The 24,273-nt window shown below is 70.6% G+C and carries 24 protein-coding genes; 14 read left to right on the top strand and 10 right to left on the bottom strand.

Features of this window, described 5'->3' with window-relative positions; translation table 11 throughout:
* Positions 1-80: 80 nt before the first annotated feature.
* Positions 81-560: a nucleoside deaminase gene (locus tag ACR9ZG_RS09020; RefSeq protein ID WP_481284493.1), complete on the bottom strand. Its 480-nt coding sequence runs from the start codon at positions 558-560 to the stop codon at positions 81-83.
* On the bottom strand, positions 557-1,042 hold the full coding sequence (locus ACR9ZG_RS09015; protein ID WP_481284492.1) for a MarR family winged helix-turn-helix transcriptional regulator: 486 nt from the start codon (positions 1,040-1,042) through the stop codon (positions 557-559). The genes ACR9ZG_RS09020 and ACR9ZG_RS09015 overlap by 4 nt, the downstream gene beginning before the upstream one ends.
* Positions 1,043-1,122: 80 nt before the next feature.
* Between ACR9ZG_RS09015 and ACR9ZG_RS09010 the strand changes: the two genes are divergently transcribed.
* Positions 1,123-1,995 (top strand): SDR family NAD(P)-dependent oxidoreductase, encoded by an 873-nt coding sequence (locus ACR9ZG_RS09010; protein ID WP_481284491.1) that lies wholly within the window; start codon positions 1,123-1,125, stop codon positions 1,993-1,995.
* 30 nt (positions 1,996-2,025) lie between these two features.
* On the opposite strand, the gene ACR9ZG_RS09005 is transcribed toward ACR9ZG_RS09010, so the two are convergent.
* Positions 2,026-5,532 (bottom strand): Ig-like domain repeat protein, encoded by a 3,507-nt coding sequence (locus ACR9ZG_RS09005; RefSeq protein ID WP_481284490.1) that lies wholly within the window; start codon positions 5,530-5,532, stop codon positions 2,026-2,028.
* Between the two features lie 349 nt (positions 5,533-5,881).
* Between ACR9ZG_RS09005 and ACR9ZG_RS09000 the strand changes: the two genes are divergently transcribed.
* Genes ACR9ZG_RS09000 through ACR9ZG_RS08990 form a run of 3 tightly spaced genes read left to right on the top strand, consistent with a single transcriptional unit; the run spans position 5,882 to position 9,115 of the window.
* On the top strand, positions 5,882-6,493 hold the full coding sequence (locus tag ACR9ZG_RS09000; protein WP_481284489.1) for a TetR/AcrR family transcriptional regulator: 612 nt from the start codon (positions 5,882-5,884) through the stop codon (positions 6,491-6,493).
* Positions 6,483-7,919, top strand: a complete 1,437-nt coding sequence (locus ACR9ZG_RS08995) for an MFS transporter (RefSeq protein ID WP_481284488.1) — start codon at positions 6,483-6,485, stop codon at positions 7,917-7,919. Before ACR9ZG_RS09000 ends, ACR9ZG_RS08995 begins: the two co-directional genes overlap by 11 nt.
* Positions 7,920-7,921: 2 nt before the next feature.
* A complete protein-coding gene (locus tag ACR9ZG_RS08990) occupies positions 7,922-9,115 on the top strand; it encodes a M20 metallopeptidase family protein (RefSeq protein ID WP_481284487.1) in 1,194 nt (397 codons plus the stop codon).
* A gap of 12 nt (positions 9,116-9,127) precedes the next feature.
* Here ACR9ZG_RS08990 and ACR9ZG_RS08985 read toward each other — a convergent pair whose 3' ends face one another.
* A complete protein-coding gene (locus tag ACR9ZG_RS08985) occupies positions 9,128-9,916 on the bottom strand; it encodes a TetR/AcrR family transcriptional regulator (RefSeq protein ID WP_481284486.1) in 789 nt (262 codons plus the stop codon).
* Positions 9,917-10,023: 107 nt separating this feature from the next.
* Between ACR9ZG_RS08985 and ACR9ZG_RS08980 the strand changes: the two genes are divergently transcribed.
* Positions 10,024-11,499, top strand: coding sequence for an MFS transporter (locus ACR9ZG_RS08980; protein WP_481284485.1), 1,476 nt, complete (start codon positions 10,024-10,026; stop codon positions 11,497-11,499).
* Positions 11,500-11,571: 72 nt separating this feature from the next.
* Here ACR9ZG_RS08980 and ACR9ZG_RS08975 read toward each other — a convergent pair whose 3' ends face one another.
* Entirely contained in the window at positions 11,572-11,934 is a 363-nt protein-coding gene (locus ACR9ZG_RS08975) for an META domain-containing protein (RefSeq protein ID WP_481284484.1), read from the bottom strand.
* A gap of 117 nt (positions 11,935-12,051) precedes the next feature.
* On the opposite strand from ACR9ZG_RS08975, the gene ACR9ZG_RS08970 reads away from it, so the two are divergent.
* Complete coding sequence (locus ACR9ZG_RS08970) at positions 12,052-12,267, top strand: hypothetical protein (RefSeq protein ID WP_481284483.1); 216 nt, start codon at positions 12,052-12,054, stop codon at positions 12,265-12,267.
* 31 nt (positions 12,268-12,298) lie between these two features.
* Here ACR9ZG_RS08970 and ACR9ZG_RS08965 read toward each other — a convergent pair whose 3' ends face one another.
* Both ACR9ZG_RS08965 and ACR9ZG_RS08960 read right to left on the bottom strand, forming a co-directional pair.
* The gene (locus ACR9ZG_RS08965; protein WP_481284482.1) at positions 12,299-12,511 is read right to left on the bottom strand and encodes a hypothetical protein; all 213 of its coding nucleotides are present in this window, start codon (positions 12,509-12,511) and stop codon (positions 12,299-12,301) included.
* A 28-nt stretch (positions 12,512-12,539) separates the two neighbouring features.
* Positions 12,540-13,199 carry a DUF308 domain-containing protein gene (locus tag ACR9ZG_RS08960; RefSeq protein ID WP_481284481.1) on the bottom strand — a complete coding sequence of 220 codons (660 nt, stop codon included), beginning with the start codon at positions 13,197-13,199 and terminating at the stop codon, positions 12,540-12,542.
* Between the two features lie 152 nt (positions 13,200-13,351).
* On the opposite strand from ACR9ZG_RS08960, the gene ACR9ZG_RS08955 reads away from it, so the two are divergent.
* The 5 genes from ACR9ZG_RS08955 to ACR9ZG_RS08935 all read left to right on the top strand — a co-directional run bounded on the left by ACR9ZG_RS08955 (position 13,352) and on the right by ACR9ZG_RS08935 (position 18,933).
* Positions 13,352-14,800, top strand: coding sequence for a basic amino acid/polyamine antiporter (locus ACR9ZG_RS08955; protein ID WP_481284480.1), 1,449 nt, complete (start codon positions 13,352-13,354; stop codon positions 14,798-14,800).
* 37 nt (positions 14,801-14,837) lie between these two features.
* On the top strand, positions 14,838-16,079 hold the full coding sequence (locus tag ACR9ZG_RS08950; RefSeq protein ID WP_481284479.1) for an arginine deiminase: 1,242 nt from the start codon (positions 14,838-14,840) through the stop codon (positions 16,077-16,079).
* Between the two features lie 31 nt (positions 16,080-16,110).
* Positions 16,111-17,133 (top strand): AI-2E family transporter, encoded by a 1,023-nt coding sequence (locus tag ACR9ZG_RS08945; protein ID WP_481284478.1) that lies wholly within the window; start codon positions 16,111-16,113, stop codon positions 17,131-17,133.
* A 49-nt stretch (positions 17,134-17,182) separates the two neighbouring features.
* Positions 17,183-17,773 carry a TetR/AcrR family transcriptional regulator gene (locus ACR9ZG_RS08940; protein WP_481284477.1) on the top strand — a complete coding sequence of 197 codons (591 nt, stop codon included), beginning with the start codon at positions 17,183-17,185 and terminating at the stop codon, positions 17,771-17,773.
* A 95-nt stretch (positions 17,774-17,868) separates the two neighbouring features.
* On the top strand, positions 17,869-18,933 hold the full coding sequence (locus ACR9ZG_RS08935; RefSeq protein ID WP_481284476.1) for a DUF998 domain-containing protein: 1,065 nt from the start codon (positions 17,869-17,871) through the stop codon (positions 18,931-18,933).
* On the opposite strand, the gene ACR9ZG_RS08930 is transcribed toward ACR9ZG_RS08935, so the two are convergent.
* Positions 18,879-19,811: an alpha/beta hydrolase gene (locus ACR9ZG_RS08930; protein ID WP_481284475.1), complete on the bottom strand. Its 933-nt coding sequence runs from the start codon at positions 19,809-19,811 to the stop codon at positions 18,879-18,881. The two genes, ACR9ZG_RS08935 and ACR9ZG_RS08930, sit on opposite strands and share 55 nt — an antisense overlap.
* 54 nt (positions 19,812-19,865) lie before the next feature.
* Between ACR9ZG_RS08930 and ACR9ZG_RS08925 the strand changes: the two genes are divergently transcribed.
* Positions 19,866-20,333, top strand: a complete 468-nt coding sequence (locus ACR9ZG_RS08925) for a MarR family winged helix-turn-helix transcriptional regulator (RefSeq protein WP_481284474.1) — start codon at positions 19,866-19,868, stop codon at positions 20,331-20,333.
* A gap of 6 nt (positions 20,334-20,339) precedes the next feature.
* On the opposite strand, the gene ACR9ZG_RS08920 is transcribed toward ACR9ZG_RS08925, so the two are convergent.
* Positions 20,340-22,538, bottom strand: coding sequence for a GMC family oxidoreductase N-terminal domain-containing protein (locus tag ACR9ZG_RS08920; RefSeq protein ID WP_481284473.1), 2,199 nt, complete (start codon positions 22,536-22,538; stop codon positions 20,340-20,342).
* A 46-nt stretch (positions 22,539-22,584) separates the two neighbouring features.
* Positions 22,585-23,211, bottom strand: a complete 627-nt coding sequence (locus ACR9ZG_RS08915) for a TetR/AcrR family transcriptional regulator (RefSeq protein WP_481284472.1) — start codon at positions 23,209-23,211, stop codon at positions 22,585-22,587.
* A 145-nt stretch (positions 23,212-23,356) separates the two neighbouring features.
* Between ACR9ZG_RS08915 and ACR9ZG_RS08910 the strand changes: the two genes are divergently transcribed.
* Together ACR9ZG_RS08910 and ACR9ZG_RS08905 are read left to right on the top strand one after the other, a co-directional pair.
* Entirely contained in the window at positions 23,357-23,809 is a 453-nt protein-coding gene (locus tag ACR9ZG_RS08910; RefSeq protein ID WP_481284471.1) for an ester cyclase, read from the top strand.
* A gap of 25 nt (positions 23,810-23,834) precedes the next feature.
* On the top strand, positions 23,835-24,185 hold the full coding sequence (locus tag ACR9ZG_RS08905) for a hypothetical protein (protein WP_481284470.1): 351 nt from the start codon (positions 23,835-23,837) through the stop codon (positions 24,183-24,185).
* Positions 24,186-24,273: the final 88 nt, after the last annotated feature.

The following is a 24,273-nucleotide window of genomic DNA, read 5'->3' as shown; positions in this document are numbered from 1 at the left end:
GGGCACGGGGGGGGGAGGAGGTGGGCGGGGTGTGCGCGTCGCGGTAGACGTCGCGCCGCCGCCGCGCTCTGAGCCCGCCGTCAGGAGACCCAGAAGCCGGCGTGCGGGACGGCGGCCTCGTCTTCGAGCAGGGGACCGACGACCGTGATGTCACGGTTGCCGTCGGCGAAGACCAGCCGGCACGGGTGGTCGAGGGTGGGGTTGGCGGGGTGGTTGCCGGTGAGGGCCGCGAGTCCTTGCTCGGACAGTCCGTAGACGACGGTGCCGATCCCTGCCCAGTAGATGGCGCCGGCGCACATGGCGCACGGCTCGCAGGACGTGACGAGGGTGTACGCGGGCAGCTCGTCGTGCGGGACGCTGCGGGAGGCTGCGCGGACCAGGTTCGTCTCGGCGTGACCGGTGACGTCGTTCTCGGTCACGACGGTGTTCTCCGCTTCCAGGGCGACACTCCCGTCCGGTGCCACCAGAATGGCGCCGAAGGGGTGGTTGCCGTGGGCGCGGGCCGCGGTGGACACCTCGATCGCGCGTCGGACCTGCTCGTCGAAGGGGCTGATGCTCATGATGTTCCTTCCGGGGCGTTGAACTCGTGGAGGAGGGACACGAACGTCCGCAGGTCGTCGGTCGACCACGTTCGCGTTCGAGCGAAGAACGCCGTACCGCGGAGATCGAGGGCTTCGGCGACCCGGCGGGCGCCGGCAGCGGTCAGGGACACTTTGACAGCGCGGCGGTCAGCGGGGTCAGGGGCGCTTTCGACGAGGTCGAGTGCCTTCATCCGTCCGATGAGGTTGCTGGTCGAGCTGCGATCCATCGCCACGGCTTCGGCCAAGGCGCTGGGGTTGGCGGGGCCGTAGGCGTAGAGCCAGCGAGCGAGATGGAACGCTGCCGGCTGAAGGTCGGGATGGAAAGCGGCGGCGCTTCGTTCGGTCAGCGCGCGGGAGGCGCTGAGGAGCGCGTTCAGCTCGGCGCCCAGCGCCGACTCGGCGTCTCGTCGCTGATCGGTGTCGTCGTGGGGCGGCGTACCCCCGGGAGAAGTAGTGGACATTTACCCATCATCGCTATATGTTTGGTAAATCCCCACTATATCCGCCGCGGTTCCCCCGACCGAACGGAGACCAGCCCACCATGGCGACCCCCGCACCTGCTCCGACCATCGTGATCACCGGCGCGACCAGCGGCATCGGCCGCATCGCCGCCGCCGAACTCGCCCGGCGAGGAGCGCGCCTGGTCCTCACCGCCCGGAGCGCGCAGCGCGCCGACGAGACCCGCGCCGAGATCCAGACCTCCGTGCCGGGTGCCGAGGTGGATGTCGTCCTCGTCGACCTCACCCGCACCGTCGACGTGCGCAGAGCGGGGCGGGAGATCGCCGAACGGCACGACCGGATCGACGTCCTCATCAACAACGCAGGCGTGCACGCATTCGAGCAGCGCATCACGGACGAGGGCTATCCGGAGATGGTCGCCGTGAACTACTTCGCCCCCTGGCTGCTGACCAGGGAACTCCTCCCCAGGCTGACCGCAACGCCCGGAGCCCGGATCGTGAACGTGGGCTCCGAAGCATCCCGCCGACACGGCGTGCTCACTCTCCCCGACGACCTCACCGACACGACACCGTTCACCGCCCGCGGCTCGTCTGCGCTCTACGGCAAGAGCAAACTGCTCGACATCATGTTCACACTCGAGCTCGCCCGGCGCATCGAGGGCACCGGTGTCACCGCCAACGTTCTCGACCCCGGTTTCAACGTCACCGGCCTCGGCCGCGAGCTCGGATTCGCCGCCCCGCTGGAGAAGATCCTCACCCGCCTCCACATCGGCGACCCGCGCCGCGGAGCCGGACTGATCGTGAAACTCGCCACCGACCCCTCCTTCGCCGGACGGAGCGGCGGCTACTACACCGTCAGGAACACCAGGCGGCTCACTCCGGCCCACCCCGGAGACGACGTCGCCTGGCAGGCTCGACTCTGGACAGCCACGCGCGACCTTCTCGACGCGCCCTGACACCCCGCCCGTCCATTCACTCCGCGGTCGTCATTCCACGGTCTGCCGCCGCCGTCGTGACAGGGCCACCAGACCGCTGCCCATCAGGAGCACCAGGGTGGCCGCGAGCAGCCACAGCCCGATCGCCGAGCCGGTCTCGGCGAGGGAGTCGATGCCCGTGGTTGCGCCGGAGCCGGCGACCTCCGTGCCCGAGCCGTTGCCCGAGCCGTTGCCCGAGCCGCCGTCCGATCCGTTGCCCGGTCCGTTGCCCGGTCCGCTGCCCGGTCCGTCCGGCCCGCCCGTGGAGGGGGCCGCGGCGACCGTCACGGTGATCGGGTCGGAGGTGGAGGCGCTCGCCGTGGCGGTGCGGGCGAAGGAGGCGGTGATGGTGTGGTCGCCGGCGGCCAGGCCCGCGGGCAGGGTCAGCGTCGCGACGCCGCCCACGACGTCCACCTCGCCGAGCACCGTCGGCGCGGCGGCGAGGGCGGCAGCGGTCCCCGAACTCGGGTCCACGGTCGGCGCCTCGCCGTCCACGAACACGACGGTGCCGGTGGTGTCGCGGCCCGTGACCGTCGCCGTGAACGCGACCTTCGCACCGGCGGTCGGCTTCTCCGGAGTCGCGGTGAGGGTGGTCTCCGTCGGCGCGAGCACCGACACGGTGACGGTCGCGCGGCGGCCGGAGCCGGATCCGGTGGCCGTCGCGTCCGCGGGGCCGAGGTCGGCGTCCTCGGCGATCGGGACCTCCACCGTCGCGGTGCCATCGGCCGTGGCGACCGCGGTCCCCAGGTCGGTGGCGCCGTACCGGAAGGCGATCGTCTCGCCGGCGCGGAAGCCCGTGGCGGTGAGGGTGAACGCGTCCCCGGGTGCGACCTCCTCCGCCGACGTGGTCAGCGGGACGGGGGTGGTGGCGGCGGCGAGCTCGGCGCACACATCGCCCTGCGGGCCGACGGGCGCCAGCGCGGTCGCTGTTCCGGTGACGCCGTCGTCCTCGCGGACGGTGAGGTTGGCGAAGGCGCTCGCTCCCATCACGGCGTCGGTGGTGTTGGTGACGCTCACCTTGAAGGCCGTGCTCGCGGACGCGGACGGCGCCGTGTTCCCGAGGGTGGAGACGGTGATCGCCTTGCAGGTCTCGCCGGGCGCGAAGGACACCTTCTCCATCCCGATTCCGACGAGCCCGGTGGCCGAGCCGATGACGCTGACGTAGGCGCTGACCGCCGACTTCTCGGCGCGGTTCAGGTAGACGGCGACGTCGGCGGAGCCGGGGCCGGAGCCCTCCTCGACCGCGGTCGGCGCCACGTTGACCGTGGTCCGGGTCTGCACCACGGCGGTGCCGACCGCCGGGGTGTCGAACGCGAGGTCGGAGAGGTACACGCCGCCCGTGCCGGTGCCGTCGGCGCCGACCTTCGCGGTGAGGCGGACCTCGCGCACGTCGGTCAGGTCGATGCCCGTGATGGTGGAGGTCGGGATGGTCAGCTGCTGCAGCACCACCTTGTTGAGCGTCGTGTTCGTACCGCCCGGCATCCGGTTCACGGCCAGCGGGTTGATAGCGGAGGCCGCGACGGCGAAGGTCTTGCCGGTGCCGTCCACGACGGTGATCGTGAAGTCGGTGCCGGTCTGGACGGCCTCGTCAGGCGCGGTCTTCAGCGTCAGCTGCGCCTGGCGGGACACGTCGCGGTACTTCGCCGGGACGGTGACGCGGAGCTCGCCCGTGCTGGGCACCGCCGGATCGGTGGTCGACGCGCCCGTCCAGAGGAACCGGGTCACCGGGAACTCGGGGACGTTCGGCGCGAACGACCCGGGCGTCCAGTGCGGCACCTGGGCGGATGCCTTGGTGGTGGCGCAGAACGGGAGGGACTGCGGCACCGTGCGACCGGTCAGGTTGGTGCAGACCGCGGCGGTCGCGCCTCCGGAGACCCGCACCAGGGAGCTCGTCTCGGTGAAGTCGGTGACGAGCGCGGTCTTCGATGCCGGCTGGGTGGCCATCACCCGCACGTCGGCGTAGGAGGTCGCGGCGGTGGAGGGCTTCACCGAGCCGTCGAACAGCGTCTGGAACTGCGTCTCGCCGCCCATCGTGAGGCGGAAGAACCCGGTCATGTAGCTGACGCCGACCTGGTACTGCTGGGCCGCCGTCATGCGGGTCGGGTTCGTCGTCGCGCAGGTGGAGGTGGTGTCCGTCGTGCGCCAGTCATCGCCCGTCGCGGCCGGGTAGAGGCCGGGCGTCCACACCGTGTTGAAGAAGTTGTGGTTGGCGCCCATGACCCAGACGGCCGAGCGGAGCACGTCGTCGTCGAACGCGTGGCGCGAGTCGTCGATGAAGTGCTGGCCCTGCTGGTTGGAGACGTCGCCGTCGCAGTAGGGGAGGAACACGGCGGTGGGCACGTCGGGCAGCGTCATGCGGCCGAAGTCGACCGGGGCGAGCGGCAGGACCGACTCGATGCCGTAGGGCTTGGCCAGCGCCTGGTTGAGCGTCGCGGCCGAGACCACGCCTTCGCCGCCGCGGGAGTGGCCCATGATGCCGACGTGGTCGAGGTCGAATCGGCCCTTCAGTGCTGCGGCGGTCAGACCCGACGCGGCGGCCGGCTGATCCGTGCGCGTGGTGGCGCGCACGAGCGCCTCGTCGAGGGTACGGGTGGTCGTGGTGCTGGGCGTCGTGTCCGTCCCCGTGGTGATGTCGTCGTAGGCGACGGCCGCGCCCGCGTTCGCCTTCGCGAGCATCCCGAGGGTGTCGAGGATGAGCTGGCCGCGGGCCTGCGCGCCGTAGTCGAGGGCGAGCTGGTTGTCGTTCGAGTTGACGGAGTTGGCGGCGATCGACAGCACGTTGTAGCCGTGCGAGGCCAGCGACCGCGCGGTGCCCTCGTAGCCGAGGTAGGAGCGGATGTTCATCTGGGTCGGTCCGCACGGCCAGCGCAGCGGGTTCGCGCCGGTACCGGAGCACGACGTGTGGCGCCCGTGCAGCAGCACGATGGTCGGGCGCTCGCCCGAGGCGTTCGTGAGGTACATCTTGCCGGTGAGCTCGCCGCGGATGCCGCCGATCGCGGCGAGCGGCACGGCTTGGTCGCCGAAGTCGTACTCGGCCTCCGTCACACCGTACGAGCCCGGGGTCGACGGGTCGTCGACCGCGGCCAGTCCGGCGAACGCCTTCATCTGCCTGGTGAGCGTCTTGTTCTCCGGCACCGCGGGCGTCGCCGGGGCGATCGGGCTCTCGGCGGCCTTGTCCTCCTCGCCGCTGGACCAGCCCTTGGTCACCGCGTCGGCGTCCGCGACGGCGGGGTCGGTCGTGACCACGCCGAGCGTCAGCCCGTCGGCCGACTCGGTCGCGAGTCCGATCGGCTCGCCGTCGACCAGCAGCGTCGGCGCGTCGTCGACGATCGGCAGCGGCTCGTCGAGCTCGAGCGTGACGAGGTAGCCGCCGGGAGCGGTCGTGACGGCCCAATCGGGTCCGGACGCCACGACGGGGTCGGGTGCGGGGGCCGCGACGGGGGCGGGGGCGGTCGTCAAAGCGACGACGGGGACGAGTGCGGCAGCGACGGTGAGCGCGATCCGACGCCGCACGGACATGCGTGCAGGCAAAGTTCTCCTAGCTCGAGACGGGTGGGTGAGTCGCCCGGGGCCAGGTGCAGGGGCCGTCCGGGCGGCGAGAGGAGCACGAGAGCACGACTGAACGGCTTCTCAGGAAGGAGGCTATGGGGCGGCGCGGGTGTCCTGCGGCCGCGGAAACAGACTGGTAACAGGACGTTTACGGCGCGTAATAAACAAGCCATGAGTGATCAGAACGCACGTGATGGCGTCAAGAGGGCCGGGCACCCAGTGAGGGGGTGGACCACCGCGTCGATGGCACGTATGCGCGTCACGGCGTCGTTATCAACGTGTAACACAACCGAAACGCCCCGTTCCGTATCGTTTGGATATGGCATCGACGACCGAGCGCACCGGACGGCCTCTCGACGAGGACGTCACCACGCGCATCCTGGAGGCCGCCGCGCGTCTGCTGGGCACGGAGGGCTACAACGCCTTCCGCGTGGAACAGGTGGCGGAGGCGGCCGGCTGCGGCAAGGCGGCGATCTACCGCCGCTACGCGGACAAGGGTGCGCTGGTCGCGGCGGCCCTTCTCGGGCAGGTGGAGGTCGGCGAGACGCCGGACCACGGCGACGTCCGCGCCGACCTCCTCGATCACGCCCTCCAGAACCAACGGAACCAGGGCCTCTCCCCGGAGCAGGGGAACGGCCTTCGCGCGATGTTCGAGCCGGATGTCTACCCGATCATCTGGGAGGGCTTCCTCCGGCACCGTCGTCAGCAGGGCGTCGACATCATCGACCGGGCCATCGCCCGCGGCGAGCTCCCCGCCGACGTCGACCACGATCTTCTCCTCGACACGATCGCCGGGCTCACCCTGTACCGGCAATCCGTCAAGCGCATCGTCATCCTCCAGCGCCACTACGTCGACATCATCGACGCTCTCATCGCACATCCGCCCCGTCGACCCGTCGACGCCGATGAACAGGCAGCACATGACTCCTAAGTCGCCACCCCTCACCCAGTCCCTCCCGACCGTCGGCGCCCGCGCCGTCGTCGGATTCCTCGTCTTCTGCGAACTCGCCAGCGGCTTCGTGCAGGGCTTCTACGCTCCGCTGCTCGGGGAGATCGCGAAGCACCTGCAGGTGTCCGACGCCGACATCACCTGGTTCCTCACCGTGCAGACCCTCGCCGCAGCGGTCTGCGTCCCGCTGCTCTCGAAGCTCGGCGACCTGTTCGGACATCGGAGGATGCTCCGCATCGCCGTGATCAGCGTCCTGGTCGGCACGCTCGTGACCGCCTTCCTGCCCAGCTACCCCGTCGTGCTGGCCGCCCGCATCCTGGTCGGCCCGCTGGCGGTGTGGCTGCCGTTGGAGATCGCTCTCGTGCACAACCGGATCAAGGGGGAGACGGCGCGCACCTCGATCGGGCTGCTCGTCTCCTGCCTCACCGGCGGCGCCATCGTCGGCACGATCGCAGCGGGGCTGTTCTCCGCGGTCCTGCCCTCGCTGATCCTCGTCCTGCTCGTGCCGGTGCTGTTCGTCGCGGTGAGCGCCTACGCCGTGTTCTTCAAGGTGCCGGAGTCGACCACCCGCACCGCCGGCCGGATCGATGCGCTCGGTTTCATCGGGATCGGGCTGGCGATGGTGCTGCTGCTCGTCGGTCTGCGCCTTGCGTCGAGCGAAGGATTCGGTTCCGCGGCGACGATCGGCACGCTCGCGGCGGCGGCGCTGATCTTCGTGCTGTGGGTCGTCTGGGAGCTGCGGGTCGCATCGCCGGCGATCGATGTCCGGCTCGTCGTCTCCAGGCGGCTGGGACCGGCGTACCTGACCGCGTTCCTGTTCGGCATGGTGATGTTCGGCGCGCAGGCGCCGACGACGACGTTCCTCACCGCCGACCGCGCGGTCACCGGGTACGGGTTCACCGCCACGGCCGGCACCGCCTCCGCCGTCACCGCCGTGGTGACCATCCTCGCCACCGTCGGGGCGGCGGTGTTCGCGCCGGTGGCACGCCGGATCGGCATCCGGGCGGTGCTCGTCGCCGGCGCCGTGCTCGCCGCCTCCGGGTCGCTGATCCAGATCGCCTTCCACGACCAGCTGTGGCAGATCTTCCTGGTCTCGGCCATCAACGGCATCGGGATGGGCCTCCTGCTCGGCGCCCTCCCCGCGCTGGTCGCCGAGCTCGCGCCGAGCGACTCCACCGGCATCGCAGCGGGGGTCTACAACTCGCTGCGCACCCTGGGCGGTTCGGCGGCCGGAGCCGTCTTCGCCGTCGTGCTCGCCGGGTTCACCGCCTCCGGCGCCCTCTTCTCGTCCATCGGCGGCTACATCGCGATCTGGGGCATCTGCGCCGGCGCTTTCGTGATCGCCGCCATCGCCCTGGCATTCATGCGGATGCCGAAGACCCTCCACGCCACCCCGACGGAAGCCTGATCATGACCACCCCCGATTTCACGACCGACGCCGCCCGCATCCTTCCCGACCTGGTCGCACTGCGCCGCGCGCTGCACGCCGACCCCGAACTCGGCCTCGACCTGCCCCGCACCCAGCAGAAGGTGCTCGCGGCGCTGGACGGGCTGCCGCTGGAGATCACCACCGGAGAGCGGACGACCTCGGTGGTCGCCGTGCTCCGCGGCGCCCTCCCCGGGCCGACGGTGCTGCTCCGCGGAGACATGGACGCCCTGCCGATCGAGGAGGCCACGGGTCTGGAGTACGCGTCGCGCAACGGCGCGATGCATGCCTGCGGCCACGACCTCCACACCGCCGGCCTGGTGGGCGCCGCTCGGCTGCTGTCCGCCCACCGGGACCGCCTGCACGGATCGGTGATCTTCATGTTCCAGCCGGGCGAGGAGGGCCACGGCGGCGCGAAGGTCATGCTCGAGGAGGGCCTCCTCGGTGCCGCGGGCGAGCGGCCGGTCGCCGCGTACGCGATCCACGTCGCCCCCGGGCCCCGCGGGCTCTTCGCCACGCGCAGCGGCGCGGTCGCGGCCGGGTCCAACCAGCTGTTCGTGACCGTCCGCGGGCGCGGCGGCCACGGCTCGCAGCCGCACCAGACCCTCGACCCGGTGCCCGTCGCCGCGGAGATCGTGCTGGCGCTTCAGAGCTTCGTCACCCGGAGCTTCGACGCCTTCGACCCGGTCGTGCTCTCCGTCACCCGCCTGTCCACCGGAGACGGTGCGGTCAACGTGATCCCCGAGAGCGTCCAGCTCGCCGCGACGGTGCGGAACATGTCGCCGGCGTCCCTGGCGATCCTCTCCGACGGGCTGCCGCGCGTCGCCCAGGGCATCGCGGCCGCACACGGCCTCACCGCCGACGTCCGCTTCGAGACGATGTACCCGGTGACCGTGAACGACGCGGATGAGACCGCGGCCACCGTGGCGAACCTGCGCGGCCTGTTCGGCGAGCAGCGGGTCATCACGATGCCGACCCCGATGATGGGGTCCGAGGACTTCGCCTTCGTCCTCGACGAGGTGCCTGGCACCTTCATCGCATTGATGACCTCGCCGCCCGAGACGGATCTCGCCACGGTCGAATGGAACCACTCGCCGCGGGTCGTCTTCGACGACGCGGTCCTCGCCGACCAGGCGGCGGCGCTGGCCTCCGTCGCCTTCGAGCGCACGGCGCGGTGACGACGGCCGCGATCAGGATCGGCGTGGCGCGCGGCCGTTGGGCGGGGTGAGCTCAACGGCGGACCGGGCTGTGGCCGCCGAGGCCCGCAGCTCGAGTCCCGCCAGCAGGAGGTCGAGGCCGGCGCGGAACTGATCGCGGTCCTCGTGCACGGCGAACTCGTCGACGATGTGGTGGATGAAGGGGTACTCCGCGGGGTCGAGTGCGCGCCACTGCCTGGCGGCCTCAGCGAGATACTGCTTCTGGTCGAGCTCGCCGGAGGCGACGGCATCCGGGAGTTCCTGGCCCATGTCGGCCGCGGTGCCGATGACGAAGCCCACCACCGCCGAGGCGGCGTAGAAGCTCTGGCGCGGGCCGAGCCCGAGGCGCATCACCTCCTCGCCGATCCGCTCGTAGAGCTGGAGCGAGTGGATCTGCCGCCCGGTGTCGCGCATGGCGTAGGCGCCGAGCCAGGGCCGGTCGACGATGGCGTCGAAGAGCGTGCGGGCGATCGCGCGCAGATCGGCGATCGGATCCTCCGACGCCACGTCGGCCACGTCCTCCAGCACGCCGGCGAGCACGGAGTCGGCCGCGAGATCGAGGAGCTCGTCGCGCCCCGACACATACCAGTACACGCTCGCCGGCCCACCGCCCAGCCGGGAGGCGAGGACGCGGATGGTGAGCCCTTGCGCGCCGGACTCGTCGAGGATCGCCACGGCCTCGGCGAGGACGGACTCCAGGGAGTGCGAGGCGCGGGGACGCTTCTGCGGCGCGCGGCCGCGGCCGCCGCCTCGCGCCTCCGCATCCCGCCGTGGAGTGCTCATGCCACCCATCCCATCACAATCGGACCGCCGCTTGCGGATTATCGAACGCCGTTCTATTCTATCGAACGTTGTTCGAGACTCGAACACTGTTCGATCCAGGAGTAGCCATGAGCACCGAGACGCCGACCCGCCCCCGCACCTATCTGTCGATGAAGGCCGCGTGGATGCCCCTCGCCGCGCTCTGCCTCGCCTTCTTCGTCGAGATGGTCGACAACACCCTGCTCTCCGTCGCGCTGCCGACGATCGGGCGCAGCCTCGGCGGCGACACGACCTCCCTGCAGTGGATCACCGGCGCGTACTCGCTCACCTTCGGGGGCCTGCTGCTGACAGCCGGATCGATCGCCGACCGCTTCGGTCGCCGCCGCGTCCTGCAGATCGGGCTCGGCTTGTTCGGTCTGCTGAGCCTCGGCGTCCTGCTGATCACCACCACCGGCGAACTGATCGCGCTGCGTGCGCTGCTCGGCGTCGCCGCGGCGGCGATGGCGCCCATCACCAACTCCCTGGTGTTCCGGCTGTTCGACGACGACAAGCTGCGGATGCGCGCGATCACCCTGATGATGGTCGTCGGCATGTCGGGCTTCGTTCTCGGCCCGCTCCTCGCAGGCACCGTGCTCACCCACCTGTCCTGGCAGTGGCTGCTGCTCGTCAACGCTCCGATCGCCCTGGTCGCGTGTCTCGGCGTGCACTTCGGGGTCGCGCCCGACACGGCCGACGGCCTCACGAAGGACAGGCTCGACGTGCCCGGCGCCGTCCTCAGTATCCTGACGATCGGCCTCGCCTGCTACACCCTGACCAGCGGAGTGCAGAACGGGTGGTCGTCTCCTCTCACCATCGCGGTCGCGCTCGGCGCCGTGGCCTCCCTCGTCCTGTTCATCGTGCGCGAGCGCCGAGCTGCGGCGCCGATGCTCGACCTCGCCCTGTTCCGCCGCGGCACCGTCCGGGGGGCCGCCATCGCTCAGATCGGCACCGCGATCGCGATGGCCGGCGTGATGTTCGCCCTGGTCCTGCACTTCCAGTACGCCTGGGGATGGACGCCTCTCCTGGCGGGCCTCGCCAACCTTCCCATCATCCTCACGATGATCGCCGCGACACCGCTGACCGAGTGGCTCGTGCGTCGCTTCGGGCACCGCATCGCCTGCTTCGTGGGTGCGCTGCTGCTCGCAGCGGGCCTCGGCATGATGGCGTGGAGCGTGCAGCAGAACTACGTGGCGATCGCGGCCTCCATGATCGTGATGACGATCGGCCTGCGCACCGTCATGACGATCTCCGCGGTCGCGCTCGTCGGGGCGATGCCCGAGAACCGCACGTCCATGGGGGCCGCGATGAACGACGCCGCGCAAGAAGTCGGCACGAGCATCGGGACCGCGGTCGTCGGAACGCTCATCGCCGTGCTCGTCACCACCGTGCTGCCGAACGGCACGTGGAGCCACGAACTGGTCGCGTCGTTCTTCGACGGCGAGCAGGCGATCTTCGGCATCCTCGCCGTGGCCGTCGGGCTGATCGCGGGCTTCGGCGCCCTCACGCTGACGAACTCGCGCAGCGTGGACGAGCATGGGGACGCCGAGGCCGACACGCCCGTGTGACGGAGCCTGAAGCCGGCCTCTCGCGCTCGAGGATCCCGACGCCACGAGACCTCCGCCCGAGCCGGCAACGACCTACTGCCGGCCCAGCGAGCCGATCTTCTCGCCGCTCCGGTCGTAGACGACGAGGTCGTCGCCGGAGATCCGTGCCGTGTAGGCCTGGCTCAGCCAGTCGTCGGTGTCGGGGCACGCCTTCCGGGTGATCGCGAAGTCGCCCAGGAGGAAGGTGTCCCCGTCCGCACGCCCCTTCCCGGTCAGCTGGTTGCAGCCGTCGTAGCCGTGGAAGGAGTCGCTCGACTCGATCGTCAGGGAGGGTTCTCCCGCGTCGGACGTGCCCCAGGTTCCGGCGAAGGAGGACCCGGCGGGCGCACACCCGGCGAGGGCGGCGAGCACGGCCGAGGCAGCAGCGGCCGCCAGTATCCCGGTTCGGATTCTCATAGCCACCGAAGCTAGCGGCTCGCGCGTCCAGGCGTCAATATGACGCGAATAGGGGGTGTTTCGTGGACGAATTGCACTCTTGACAGGATGGTTCGACCGTTTTGTATCGTCAGGCTCGTGATGTCCAACTCCTTCTGGGCGGTCCTGATGCACGCTTCCGACTCCGATCTCGACCGTGCGATCCGCATGCCGGCCGCGGCGGAGCCGCCCACGCGCATCACCGTGCCCACCCGGTTCGCCGGGGTCGCCGCCACCGATGTGTACGAGCTGGACAGCATGGAGCACTGGCCGCTGCAGGCGGTCTATCGACATGTCGCCACCGTCCCTCGATGAGGTCGTGAGCCCCGGTCGCGCCGCGCCGGCATCAGATCCTGGCCCCCGCTGACAGCAGCGCTGCAGAGAGCAGGAAGAGTCCTGCGGCTCCCGCGGCGAGCCAGCCCAGGGTGTCCCCCTCGGTCAGCAGCACTCCGCAGACCCAACCCGACCAGGCCGCTCCGGCGACCGCGGCCGCTGCCGCGACGTGCGGCCATCGCGGCCGGCCGGCGACCCTCCGGCCATGCTGACGTGCTCGCATCACGCCCTCCCCCTGGCAGACCCCGGCCGGTTCAGCCGACCGTCGACGTCTCCGCCGGGGCCGGCTCGGTGGTGGCATCGTCAGCCTGCTGCCCCTTCCGCCGATCACGGCCGAAGGTGAAGGCGCGGACGACGCCGAGCACCCCGAGCACGACCAGGGCGACGGCGGCGAAGGTCAGCAGCACGACCGCCGATGACACGGGCAGCACGAGCACGATGATGCCGGAGAGGATGCTCAGGATCCCGAACGCGATCGACCATCCCGACGACGCCGACCGGCCGGACTCGGCCAGCGCGAGCACGCCTTCGATGATCCAGCCGACACCGATGAACGCGACGGCGAAGATCAGCAGGGCGACCGAGGCGGTGGCGACGTTCTTCAGCGCGACGACGGCCACCAGGACCAGCAGAACGCCCAGGATCAGGTTCACCGCCCTCGCACCGGCGCGCATCCCGCGGCTGAACACGCCCATGCCGATCCGCAGCACTCCGCTGACGCCGAAGTAGATGCCGAGGAACACCGCCAGCACGGCGATCGTCTTCACCGGCCAGATCAGCAGGACGACGCCGAGCACCACGGCGGCGACGCCGCCGATCCCGAGAACGGTGCGCACGGCGTTGACCGCACGTCCGGACATGTGGCGGTGGTCGAACGAGAACTCGTTCAGAACCGACTCGATGGGGTCGCTCATGGGTGGTACATCCCTTTCGTTCAGCCGAATGCGGCGCCGGAGATGCAGCGTGCGACGCGCCGATCGGAGGCGCCCGTTGATGCCGCATCTCCGATGACACTACATTTGTAGCAGCCGGCGGACCGGTCCGCGATGAACGAACGGAGTCGAGCATGTCCGACAAGAACGCGGTTGCATCCCCACCCGGAGTCTCGAAGGTCTCGCTGCTGACGCTGTCGGCGATGGTCGTCGGCTCGATGGTCGGCGCCGGAGTGTTCTCGCTCCCGCGGCGCTTCGCCCAGGAGACCGGGGTCGCGGGCGCATTGATCGCCTGGATCGTCGCCGGGGCAGGCATGCTGATGCTCGCGTTCGTGTTCCAGCGGCTGGCGGTGCGCAAGCCGGAGCTCGACGCCGGTGTCTACGCCTACGCGAAGGCCGGTTTCGGCGAGTACACCGGGTTCTTCTCCGCCGCCGGGTACTGGGCGAGCGCCTGCGTGGGCAATGTGACCTACTGGGTACTGATCATGTCGACGCTCGGGCAGTGGTTCCCGGCCCTCGGCGCCGGAGACACGGTCCTGGCGATCGTGCTGTCGTCCGTCGGCCTGTGGCTGTTCTTCCTGCTGGTGCGGAGGGGGATCCGGGAGGCTGCGGCGATCAACCGCATCGTCACGGTCGCGAAGGTCATCCCGATCATCGTCTTCGTGCTGATCGCGCTCTTCGTCTTCGACCCCTCCGTGTTCGCGGAGAACTGGCAGGGCGCGGACTACGCGGGGCCGCTGTTCGATCAGGTGCGCGGGACGATGCTGGTCACGGTGTTCGTGTTCCTCGGCGTCGAGGGCGCGAGCGTGTACTCGCGGCACGCGAAGAAGCGCGAGGACGTCGGCCGTGCCACGGTTCTCGGCTTCCTGAGCGTGCTGGCGATCTTCGCCTCGGTGACGATCGTGTCCTACGGCGTCCTGCCGATGAGCGAGATCGCGAAGCTGCGCCAGCCGTCGATGGCCGGTGTGCTGGAGGCCGCCGTCGGTCCGTGGGGCAGCGTGTTCGTCTCGGCCGGGCTGATCGTGTCCGTCCTCGGCGCGTACCTGGCCTGGACCCTGATGGCGGCCGAGGTGCTGTTCGTCGCGGCGAAGGACCGCGACATGCCGAAGTTCCTGGCCCGGCAGAGCAGCAGCGATGTGCCGGTGAACGCCCTGCTGATCAGCACGGTGCTGTCGCAGGTGGTCCTCGTGCTCACGTACTTCTCCGAGGATGCGTTCGACTTCGCGCTGGACATGACGGCCGTGATGACGCTGATCCCGTTCCTGCTCGCGGCGCTCTACGCGGTGAAGCTGCGGGCGACGCGGGAGACGTACGAGACCGCGAAGCGATCCACCCTGGTCGGCGACCTCGTCATCGGCGTGCTGGCGACGGTCTACACCGCGTTCCTGGTCTTCGCCGCCGGTCTCGACCTGGTGCTCATCTCCTTCCTCTTCTACGCCCCCGCCACCGTGCTGTTCGTCATCACGCGCCGGGAGCAGCGGCGCCGCGCGTTCGGCCCGGGCGAGCTGGTGATGTTCGCCGTCGTCGTCGTGCTCGCCGTCGCCGCCGTCGTCGGCCTCATCGCCGGCTGGATCTCCATCTGAGCCGTCCCGTCCGTCCGACCACACGAAGGGAATCATCATGACCACGATCACTCACGGCGTCCACTCCGAGGTGGGCCGGCTGCGGAAGGTGCTCGTCTGCCGACCCGGCCTCGCCCACGAGCGGCTCACCCCGACGAACTCCGACGAGCTGCTCTTCGACGACGTGCTGTGGGTCGAGGCCGCCCAGCGCGATCATCTCGACTTCGTCAACAAGCTCACCAACCGAGGCGTGGAGGTGGTGGAGCTGCACGACCTCCTCACCCAGACCATGGCCCTGCCGCAGGCGCGCTCGTGGCTCCTGGACCGCAAGGTCGTCCCCAACCGCGTCGGCCTGGGGCTGGTGGACGACACGCGCGCCTACCTCGACGAGCTCCCCGACCGGGTGCTGGCGCGGGTGCTGATCGGCGGTCTCGCGGTCGGTGATCTGCCGAAGGAGCTCTCCGGGGGCTACGCCACGCTGGCCACGGACTCGCCGGATGCGCGGGAGTACCTGCTGCCGCCGCTGCCGAACACGCTCTACACCCGCGACACGACCTGCTGGATCTACGGCGGCGTCACCCTGAACCCGCTGTACTGGGCGGCCCGCAAGGACGAGACGCTCCTGATGAAGGCGATCTACTCGTTCCACCCCGACTACAAGGACTCCACCGTGTGGTGGGGCGATCCGGAGCAGGACTGGGCACAGGCGACGCTGGAAGGCGGAGACGTCATGCCCGTCGGCGGCGGCGTCGTGCTCATCGGGATGAGCGAGCGCACCTCCCGGCAGGCCATCACCCAGGTGGCCAAGGCGCTGTTCGACCGGGGCGCGGCGACCTCGGTCGTCGTCGCCGGCATGCCGAAGCTGCGGGCCGCGATGCACCTGGACACCGTGTTCACGTTCGCCGACCGCGACCTCGTCACCGTCCACCCGGCGATCGTCGACGGCATCCACCCCTACGTGCTCCGTCCCAGCGACAGGAGTCCCGGTGTGGAGGTCGTGGACGAGGGCGGGACGCCGTTCGTCGACGTCGTCGCCCGAGAGATGGGCCTGCCGCGCCTGCGCGTGGTCGAGACCGCAGGGGACGCGTACGCGTCGGAGCGCCAGCAGTGGGACTCCGGCAACAACGCGGTCGCCGTCGAGCCGGGCGTCGTGTTCACCTACGACAGGAACACCCTCACCAACGCCGCACTGCGCAAGGCCGGTGTCGAGGTGATCACCATCGCCGGCGCAGAGCTCGGCCGCGGCCGCGGCGGCGGGCACTGCATGACCTCCCCGATCGCTCGGGACCCGCTCGACTGACCGGACGCGGGAGGGCGAGGTGCGGGCGCCGATGAGGATCCTCTGCGGCCTGGCGGCCGCGATCATCGCGGCCTTCGGCCTGCGTGAGCTGGCGTGGCTGCTCAACCCGGTGCTGTTGGCGGCGTTGGTGGTCACGCTGGTTCACCCGGTCTACGGCAGGCTGCGCGCCCGCGGCGTCGGCGCCCCCCTCTCGCTCGCGGCGCTGACCGTGGCGGTGTACGGATCGATCGCGGCGGTGGCCGCCCTGATCCTCTACGCCCTGGCGCGGTTCGCGTCGATCCTCCCGCGGTACAGCGCGCAGTTCGAGGCCCTCATCCGCGGCTTCCGGGACGCTCTGACCCAGGCGGGGATCGGCCGGCCGCAGACCGACGAGCTCCTCACCTGGATCGACCTTCCGACCGCCGCGCGCTGGCTCACCGCTCAGCTGCCCTCCATCGTCGGCTTCGCCTTCACCGCCATCCTGCTCGGGACGGTGCTGATCTTCCTCACGATCGAATCCACCCAGCTCGCCGATCGGACCAGGACACTGCGCGCCGATCATCCCCGCATCGTCGACGCGCTGCGGCTGAGCGCCGTGCGGACGCGGCGGTTCTTCGTCGTCACCACGATCTTCGCCGTGATCGTCGGCGTGCTCGACACCGGCCTCCTCCTTCTTCTCGGCGTGCCGTTCGCGCCCCTGTGGGGCATGCTCGCCGCGGTGTGCAACTACATCCCGTACCTCGGCTTCTGGGTCGGGATGATTCCGCCGGCGGTGCTCGGGCTCACGCTCCACGGCTGGGAGACCGCGCTGATCATCGTCATCGGTTATGTGGTCCTGAACTTCGTGGTCACCTCCCTGCTGCCCACCAAATTCATCGGCGACGCGGTCGGGCTCTCGATGACGGCCGAAGTCGTCGCCATCGCCCTCGGGGTGTGGATCCTCGGGCCGGTCGGCGCGATCCTCGCCGTTCCTCTGACGATCGCGATCAAGGGCGTGGTCGTCGACGCCGACCCTCGAGCGTCATGGGCCGGAGAGCTCCTGTCCTCGGGGAAGGCTCTCCGGCGGGCAGGGTAGATTGTCTGGGGAACCCAGACGCTCAGGTTGCCGTGCAAAGGAGCATCGCTTGCCCGACAGGCGGAAACTCATCGCCGACGCCGCCATCACCGTGATCGATCAGTACGGCGCGCGCGGACTGACGCATCGGCGTGTGGATGCGACCGCGGGCCTCCCGACCGGTACGACCTCGTATCACGCGCCGACGCGCAAGGAGCTGGTGGGTCTCGTCGTCGACGCGATCGCGAACAACCCGGAGCTGAAGCCGAGCGAGATGGAGCAGTTTGCGCGTCCTGCCACGATCGACGAGGCCGCCTCGCTCCTGGTCGAGGGCATCGAACGCTCCGCTCGGGCCGGCCCCGCCCTTCGAGCGCGATCCGCGATACTCCCGGAGCTGGCGCAATGGCCCGACCTGGCGGACAGGATCTCGGATGTATCCCAGGGCGCGCAGGACCACTACCGAAAAGCCGCCGACATCCTGCAGCGCGTCGGGATCTCCGCGACCGAGCAGGAAGCTCGCGAACTCACCGCGCTGTGCGAGGCGTTGCTCCTCTTCCGGGTGACGCGACAGAACCCGATCGATCTGGCCGCGATCCTGAAGACGTACCTCATCGGCCTCGGTGGCGGGTGGCGAGACGCCGCGCCATCGGCCGCGCGCTGACGCCCTCGTCGACGAGAATGCTGAGGATGAGCAGCCACAAGGCCAGTGCGTCCGCAGCACGAAGCGCATCGCCTCTAAAGAGGAAGGGGGCCGCCGTGTCGCGTGCCATCGTCCCGGTCCGTGCCGCGGCCATCGCGTTCGTGGGCGCGGCGGTCGTCGTCGCGATCATGGCGCAGGGCCAGCGGATCGCGCTCGGCGGCCCTGACTCGCTCGGAACCCGCGCCGGCTGGTTCGCCGGAGCGGCGGCGGGCCTGTCGTTCGCCGTGGCGTACGTGACGGACGGCGGCCGCAGCGCTCGACCCGAGCTGGCGTGGAGGGATCGCGTCCCTGCGGTGAAGCGGATCGTCGACCTCGTCGTGCTCACGGCGGCGGTCGGGCTGGCTGCCTATCTGGTCGTGATCGCCGTCGCCCAGGTGTTCCAGCTCGGCTTCCGCGGCCTCACCGTCGACCCGCTCGGCGGCGGGGCGCTGGCCGGTTTCGCCGCCGCCGCCCTCGCCTACGCCGGCGCGCTGTACGGGGCGCGCACCAGCGGCCCCCGCATCGCCGCTCTGGCGGTGTCCCTCCTCTTCATGGGGACGCTCGCGAGCATGGTGAGCTCGCCCGACGAGTCCTGGTGGCAGCTGCACTTCTCGCAGCTCGGCAACACCGCAGGGGTCACCGGGTATCGATTCAACCTGGCCCTGATCATGACCGGGCTGCTGCTGACCGTGCTCGCAGCTTTCGTCGGCCACTCGTTCGAGCTGGGCCTCGCTCGCCGCGGCGCACCGGATGCCGTGACGAGCGTTGCACTCACCTGGCTGTTCGCGGCCATCGGGCTCTGCATGGTGACGGCGGGCGCCGTGCCGGATGCCGTGAACGTCGTGGTGCACGTGGGGGCGGCCTCCGGCATCGTCGTCTTCTTCGGCGCGGTGGTGTTCGTGTCCCTGAGCCGGGTGCCCGACCTTCCGAAGGACCTCGTCGGCTTCACGATCGTCGTCGTGGCCGGCATCGTGGTGTCGGTGCTGCTGTGGGTGCCGATCGACTACTACAGCCTGACCGGGACGGAGCTGGTCGCGGCGGGACTGCTGTTCGCGTGGCTCCTGGTCTTCGTCCGGGCCGCGGAGACCTACGCCGGCGAGCCGGTCACGGCCTCCATCGACGCCGAGCGTCCGACGCGCTGACGGAGGAACAGTGCGGCCCTGTCGAGGGCCTCACCCGCCTCGTCGAGCGCGTCCACGTACGCCTGGAAGACATGCGGAACGCCGGTGGTGACGTCGAGGATCACATCCACTCCGGCGTCCCGGGCGCGATCGGCGAGGCGGACGGAGTCGTCGAGGAGGAGCTCGTTCGTGCCCACCTGGAGCAGCATCGGCGGCAGTCCGCGGAGGTCGCCGAGCACCGCCGGGGCGAGCAGCGGCTGCGCGGGGTCTTGCCCCGCCAGGTAGAGCTCACCCGTGCGCCGCATACCCTCCGCGGTGAAGAACGGATCGACGCCCTCCTTGGCGACCATGCTGGCGCCCGAGCGCGTGTGGTCGAGGCCGGGGGAGAAGGCGACGACGGCCGAGGGGACGGGCAGTCCGGCATCCCGCGCGGCCAGCGAGGTCGTGACCGTCAGTCCGCCGCCGGCGGAGTCGCCGGCGAAGGCGATCGCGGTGGCGGGCGCGCCCGTCTCGAGCAGTTCTCGGTACGCCGCCACACCGTCCTCGATCGCCGCCGGGAACGGGTGCTCCGGTGCGAGCCGGTAGTCCAGCGAGAGTGCGGCCATGCCGGTGCGGAGCACCAGCTGCGCGGTCAGGCTCAGCGCGGTCGCGGGGGAGCCGAGCGCGAAGGAGCCGCCGTGGAAGTACAGCAGCGTGCCTGGCCTGGCGCCCGTCTCCGGCTCGACCCGCGTCGCCGGTCGTCCGCCCAGACGGGTCTGTGTCACGCGCACACCGGCCGGCACCCGGAAGGAGCCCATGAGGGCGGTGAATCCCCGCCTCATCTCCTCGACGGTCTGCGGCGGTGCCGTCGGCGCGGTCCGGAGTCGGTCGTCGAGGTCTTTCCGCTGTTCGATGCTCATGGGGTGTCCCTTCTCGGATATATGCCTAGGCATGTAGTTCGTAGACTATATGCCGTGGCATATGAATCTGCAAGCGAACAGGTGGCCCCGGCGTTCTTCGACGACCTGGTGCGGTGCGAGACGCGCCTCTACAACGCTGTCAACGAGACGCTCCGTGCCGAGCACGGCATCGCCGCCTCCCAGTTCGAGCTGCTCCGCCGTCTCGCTCGGCTCCCGGGGTCGCGGGTCATCGACATCGCCGACGCCTTCGCGGCCGGCGTGGGCGCCATCAGCAAGGGCATCGACAGGATGGAGGCGCAGGGCTGGGTCCGCCGCCACCCCAACCCGAACGACGGCCGCTCCTCCCTGGTGAGCCTCACCCCGGAGGGGGAGCAGCTGGTCGCCGACGCCGAGCGCTCGTTCCGCAGCCGTCTCGCCGCGCTCATCCCGCTCCCGCCGGCTGAGCTGGAGGGGGTCACCGCGGCTCTGTCCCGGCTGCGCGCGTCACTGGAGACGGACCGGGTCGGGCTGCCGGTGGGGTGATCCGCGTCACCTCCGGCGATGTGCCGTTCGGAGTGCGCCGAGGGTGAAGAAGCCGGCGAAACGGGTGACGACGGCGAGGCGCCTCGCGGCAGTGAAGCCGACGCCGTTCACCGACCCGAGCATGCGCAGCACCTCGGCGCTCCTGATCGTGAGGATCCCGCGGTGCGGCCGGATGCCCGGCGAGGTCGAGACCTCGACGCGCAATGTCGTGAGGGCGTGCCACATCCCCAACGGGCCTCGCGGGACCTTCTCGCCGGTCAGCCGGAGGGGATGAGCGCGGTCGTCCTGTCCCTCGAGCAGGTATCGCATCGCGACGTCCTCGCCGTCGGGGAAGAGCTCGAGTCGCCCTGTCGTGGGCTGGTCGGTGGCGATTCCGTCGATGTCGATGCGTCCGGAAACGGTCAGGGCATGCGTGCCGTCCGAGCTGAATCGTCGCCAGCTCTCCAGCTCCACGTCGAGGCGTGCCGACGCTGCCCGGCGGACGCCGTCGATGGTGACGGTCCCGGCGAGGGTCTCGTGGAAGCGGAGCCCGTCTCCGGCCCGTCGCTCCCGCAACGTCGTCATGGCCGAGGTGGCTGCGTCCTCCGGCGGTGCGGAGTGCGTGACGTGCGGCCACTCCGGCGCGCGCCAGTCCGGATCCCCGGTCGACCGGATCGCGTGCTCGATGGCCCGTTCGGCGAGTGCCAGGATCGTCGCCGACGGGTTCGCGCCCGTTGCGGCGGGCACGCCTGCGCCGTCGACAACGAGCAGCCCGGGGTACCCGTGGACGCCGCCGTGGTCGTCGACGACCCCTTCGGCGGCTGTCGCTCCCCGGGGGACGCCGCCGAGCGCATGGACGGTGACCGGCGTGCGCAGCATGGACCACAACGGGCTCGCGAAAGCGCGGCCGCCGAGCTGGCGCGAGGCGGCTCGACCCACCCGCCCCTGCGAGCGCGTGAGGCGCCGGTTGGCTCTGCTGTCCCAGTCGAGCGTCGCCCGACCGCGGGCATCCAGCCGCACTCGGCCGGTGCCCGAATCCCTGCCCATCTGAAGGAGCGCGATCGTCGCCCGATCGGACCTTCTGCTCCGGGCGGGGAGGCGAAGCGGCAGCACCGAGCGTACTTCGTTGCGGATCAGGTCCTCGAGGGCGTGGGGGATCGCGCCGTCTTGAACCTGGAACCAGACCGGCGCTCCGCCTTCTTCCACGTCGAGCACCGTGCTGGTGGTGATCGTGGGTCCCGGGTTGCCGGTGGCGGGGCGTGTGAGGTTGCGCAGGAAGGTCAGCGCATCCCCGTTGCCGGAGAACCCTTCGCCGAGGCGTGCGGACAGATGGGGGAGGGTCTTGTGGATGTCGCGCTGCCGCAGCAGCAGCTCCGTGGTTCCGACGGCCCCGGCCGCCAGCACGACCGTGCGGGAGGAACGGGTGTGGACCTCGCCGGACTCGACGTCGCGCCAGCTGACGGCATAGCCGGAATCCGCCGGCTCGACTCTGGTCACCTCTGCGCCGCTGATGCCGACGGCGCCGAGCCGCTCGGCCAGTGCGAGGTACGTGAAGTCGAGCGAGTTCTTCGCGCCCCGGGGGCAGCCGATCACGCATTCGCCGCAGAACGAGCAGCCGAGCTGGGCCTTCCCGTACCGGTTCACCACGGGCGTGCTCAGGTCGTCCGAGAAGCGGACGGCGAGATTCGGGCGCACGATTCCTGCTCCGCGGCCCAGCCGGCGGGCGGCGTCCTCGAGCGCGGCAACGCGATCCGGGAAGCGTCCGGTCGCCGGGTCGCGCTGCACGGGGGCGACCTCGAGCATGTGCGCGGCAAGGTCGTAGTAGGGGTCGAGCTCGGCCCGGGTGACGCCCCACCGCCGGTCCGTGAAGACGTCCGGCGCGGGCCGCGCGAACACGTTCGCATAGACCAGGGAGCCGCCGCCCCAGCCTGCTCCGTGCACGGAGAGCATCCGGTCCATCCAGCGCAGCTCGTAGAGGCCGGGCTCGTCGTCCCACAGCCAGCCGTCCTCCAACCGGTCGCCACGCGGGAAGTCCGTCGGTCGGTAGCGTCTGCCGCGCTCGAGAACGAGCACCGACCGCCCCGCCTGTGCGAGCCGGGCGGCAGCGACAGCGCCGCCGAAGCCGCTGCCGACGACGATGGCGTCGACGAGGGTCTCGTCGTGGGCCGCATCGCCTTCGGCTGCCGCGGAGGCGGCCGCCGATGCGTTCCGTGTGGAGTCGGTCACAGATTCGTCCTTTCGTCGCGGTCTGGTCGGGGAGACGCTTCGGGGATCAGCCCAGGAGGCTCTCGGCCTCGACCGCGAAGAGCGCGTCTGCGTCGGGCGCCATCAGGGCCAGGTTGCCGGCGATCTCCAGGCTGACGAAGCCGTGCAGCCTGCTCCAGATGAGGACGGCGTCGAGGACGACGTCGGCGGAGGCGGTCACCCCGGTCGCGTCGGCCCACTGGGAGAAGCCCCGCGCCAGGGCCTCGGGAGCGCGCGGCGGGGAGACGCGGCGGGGGCTCGTGCCGCGATGAGCGGTCACCGCCGCGATCAGGGCGGTCATGGCACCGGTCGCGGCCGCCACGACGTCGCCGGCGTTGGCGTCGAAGTTCGGCAACGGCGGCTGGTACAGCAGCCGGTAGCGGTGGGGATGGGCCAGCGCCCACGCCCGGTAGGCGTGGAGGAAAGCCTCCAGCTCGGCGTCCGGAGCCGACGAGGCTGCTGTCGTCACGGCGGCGGTGAGGTCGTTGTAGGCGTCGATGACCAGATCGGTCAGGAGCGCGTCGCGACTGGCGAAGTATCGGTACAGCGCGGGCCCCGTCATCCCGAGCTCTCGCGCGATCCCTGTCAGCGAGAGCCCGCCGGGGCCGACCTCGGCGAGCTGTGCCTCTGCCCGTCGTTTGATATCGGCCGTCACCTCGTCTCGATATCGCTCCCGCGGTGTGCTCGGTGAGTTCGCCATGGTCATCCTTTCTGCGACTTGACATCACGATCGTAACATGTCCATACTCAAGTTACGCCCCGTAACTAAACAAACGGGCCATTACGAAACGGAGATCATCATGACGAACACCCGCGACCAGATCCTCGCCCTCGCCGAGCCCTGGCGTCTGCTGTGGAACGGCGACATCAGCCTCACGGACCGCATCATCCACGAGGACTGGCTGGCGCACGCCGCCCCGATCACCGGCGGGCCGGCCGGGGAGATGAGCGGCCGCCGCACCCTGGACGAGTGGGTGACCGGCATCAACACCCTCTTCCCCGACCTGGACTTCGCGTTCGACGTCGGCCCGATCGTCGACGGCGACTTCCTCGTCATCCGCTGGAAGGCGCAGGGCACGTACGCCGGCGGCTTCCCGCCCTCCTCTCCCGACGCGGTCGGCCGGGTCATGACCTTCTACGGCACGGACACGTTGCGGGTGAAGGACGGTCGGCTCGCGGAGTACTGGGCGAACGCGGACAGCCTGTGGCTCCTGCAGCAGCTCGGGGTCGACCGGGTCCCGGCGCTGGACTGACCGGGAAAGTCACTCGGAGGAGATCATGACATCCCCGATCGCTGCGCCCGCCGCACGAAAGCCGCGTCGCGCCCCGTTGTACGTGTTCGTCGCAGCATGGGCCGTGCCTGTGCTGGTCCTCGGGGAGTTCGCGCTCCTCGCTGCGCTGCCCGTCCTCACTCTCGTGATCGCCACGCTGGCCGATGCCCGCCTTCGGGCGATGCGCTGGTGGGTGGGTGCGCTGGCTGTCGCATACGCGACACCGCTGGCCATCTGGGCGTTCAACCCGGACCGCGCGCAGAGCCTGTCCAAGGATCTGTCCCTGGTGCCGGCCGTGATCCTCATCGCGGTGTCCGTCGTCGTCATCGTCAAGCTCCACACCAGGCGCAAGCGATGATCGTGGCGACACCGTCGCGGGGGGGCCGGGCCCGGGTGCCACCCCCCCCCCCCCCCCCCCCCAATGGCGGGGGCGCCCCACCCCCCCC

It is taken from the genome of Leifsonia sp. KNZ12-8B (assembly GCF_056755495.1).
Note: the sequence above shows the minus strand (reverse complement) of the source record. Positions and strands in the feature narration are given on the sequence as shown.

What these genes read in the sequence shown, in the direction of transcription:
- ACR9ZG_RS09020 (WP_481284493.1), bottom strand. Translation starts at nt 560, where the DNA reads ATGAGCATCAGCCCCTTCGACGAGCAGGTCCGACGCGCGATCGAGGTG.
- ACR9ZG_RS09015 (WP_481284492.1), bottom strand. Translation starts at nt 1,042, where the DNA reads ATGTCCACTACTTCTCCCGGGGGTACGCCGCCCCACGACGACACCGAT.
- ACR9ZG_RS09010 (WP_481284491.1), top strand. Translation starts at nt 1,123, where the DNA reads ATGGCGACCCCCGCACCTGCTCCGACCATCGTGATCACCGGCGCGACC.
- ACR9ZG_RS09005 (WP_481284490.1), bottom strand. Translation starts at nt 5,532, where the DNA reads ATGTCCGTGCGGCGTCGGATCGCGCTCACCGTCGCTGCCGCACTCGTC.
- ACR9ZG_RS09000 (WP_481284489.1), top strand. Translation starts at nt 5,882, where the DNA reads ATGGCATCGACGACCGAGCGCACCGGACGGCCTCTCGACGAGGACGTC.
- ACR9ZG_RS08995 (WP_481284488.1), top strand. Translation starts at nt 6,483, where the DNA reads ATGACTCCTAAGTCGCCACCCCTCACCCAGTCCCTCCCGACCGTCGGC.
- ACR9ZG_RS08990 (WP_481284487.1), top strand. Translation starts at nt 7,922, where the DNA reads ATGACCACCCCCGATTTCACGACCGACGCCGCCCGCATCCTTCCCGAC.
- ACR9ZG_RS08985 (WP_481284486.1), bottom strand. Translation starts at nt 9,916, where the DNA reads ATGAGCACTCCACGGCGGGATGCGGAGGCGCGAGGCGGCGGCCGCGGC.
- ACR9ZG_RS08980 (WP_481284485.1), top strand. Translation starts at nt 10,024, where the DNA reads ATGAGCACCGAGACGCCGACCCGCCCCCGCACCTATCTGTCGATGAAG.
- ACR9ZG_RS08975 (WP_481284484.1), bottom strand. Translation starts at nt 11,934, where the DNA reads ATGAGAATCCGAACCGGGATACTGGCGGCCGCTGCTGCCTCGGCCGTG.
- ACR9ZG_RS08960 (WP_481284481.1), bottom strand. Translation starts at nt 13,199, where the DNA reads ATGAGCGACCCCATCGAGTCGGTTCTGAACGAGTTCTCGTTCGACCAC.
- ACR9ZG_RS08955 (WP_481284480.1), top strand. Translation starts at nt 13,352, where the DNA reads ATGTCCGACAAGAACGCGGTTGCATCCCCACCCGGAGTCTCGAAGGTC.
- ACR9ZG_RS08950 (WP_481284479.1), top strand. Translation starts at nt 14,838, where the DNA reads ATGACCACGATCACTCACGGCGTCCACTCCGAGGTGGGCCGGCTGCGG.
- ACR9ZG_RS08945 (WP_481284478.1), top strand. Translation starts at nt 16,111, where the DNA reads ATGAGGATCCTCTGCGGCCTGGCGGCCGCGATCATCGCGGCCTTCGGC.
- ACR9ZG_RS08930 (WP_481284475.1), bottom strand. Translation starts at nt 19,811, where the DNA reads ATGAGCATCGAACAGCGGAAAGACCTCGACGACCGACTCCGGACCGCG.
- ACR9ZG_RS08910 (WP_481284471.1), top strand. Translation starts at nt 23,357, where the DNA reads ATGACGAACACCCGCGACCAGATCCTCGCCCTCGCCGAGCCCTGGCGT.
- ACR9ZG_RS08905 (WP_481284470.1), top strand. Translation starts at nt 23,835, where the DNA reads ATGACATCCCCGATCGCTGCGCCCGCCGCACGAAAGCCGCGTCGCGCC.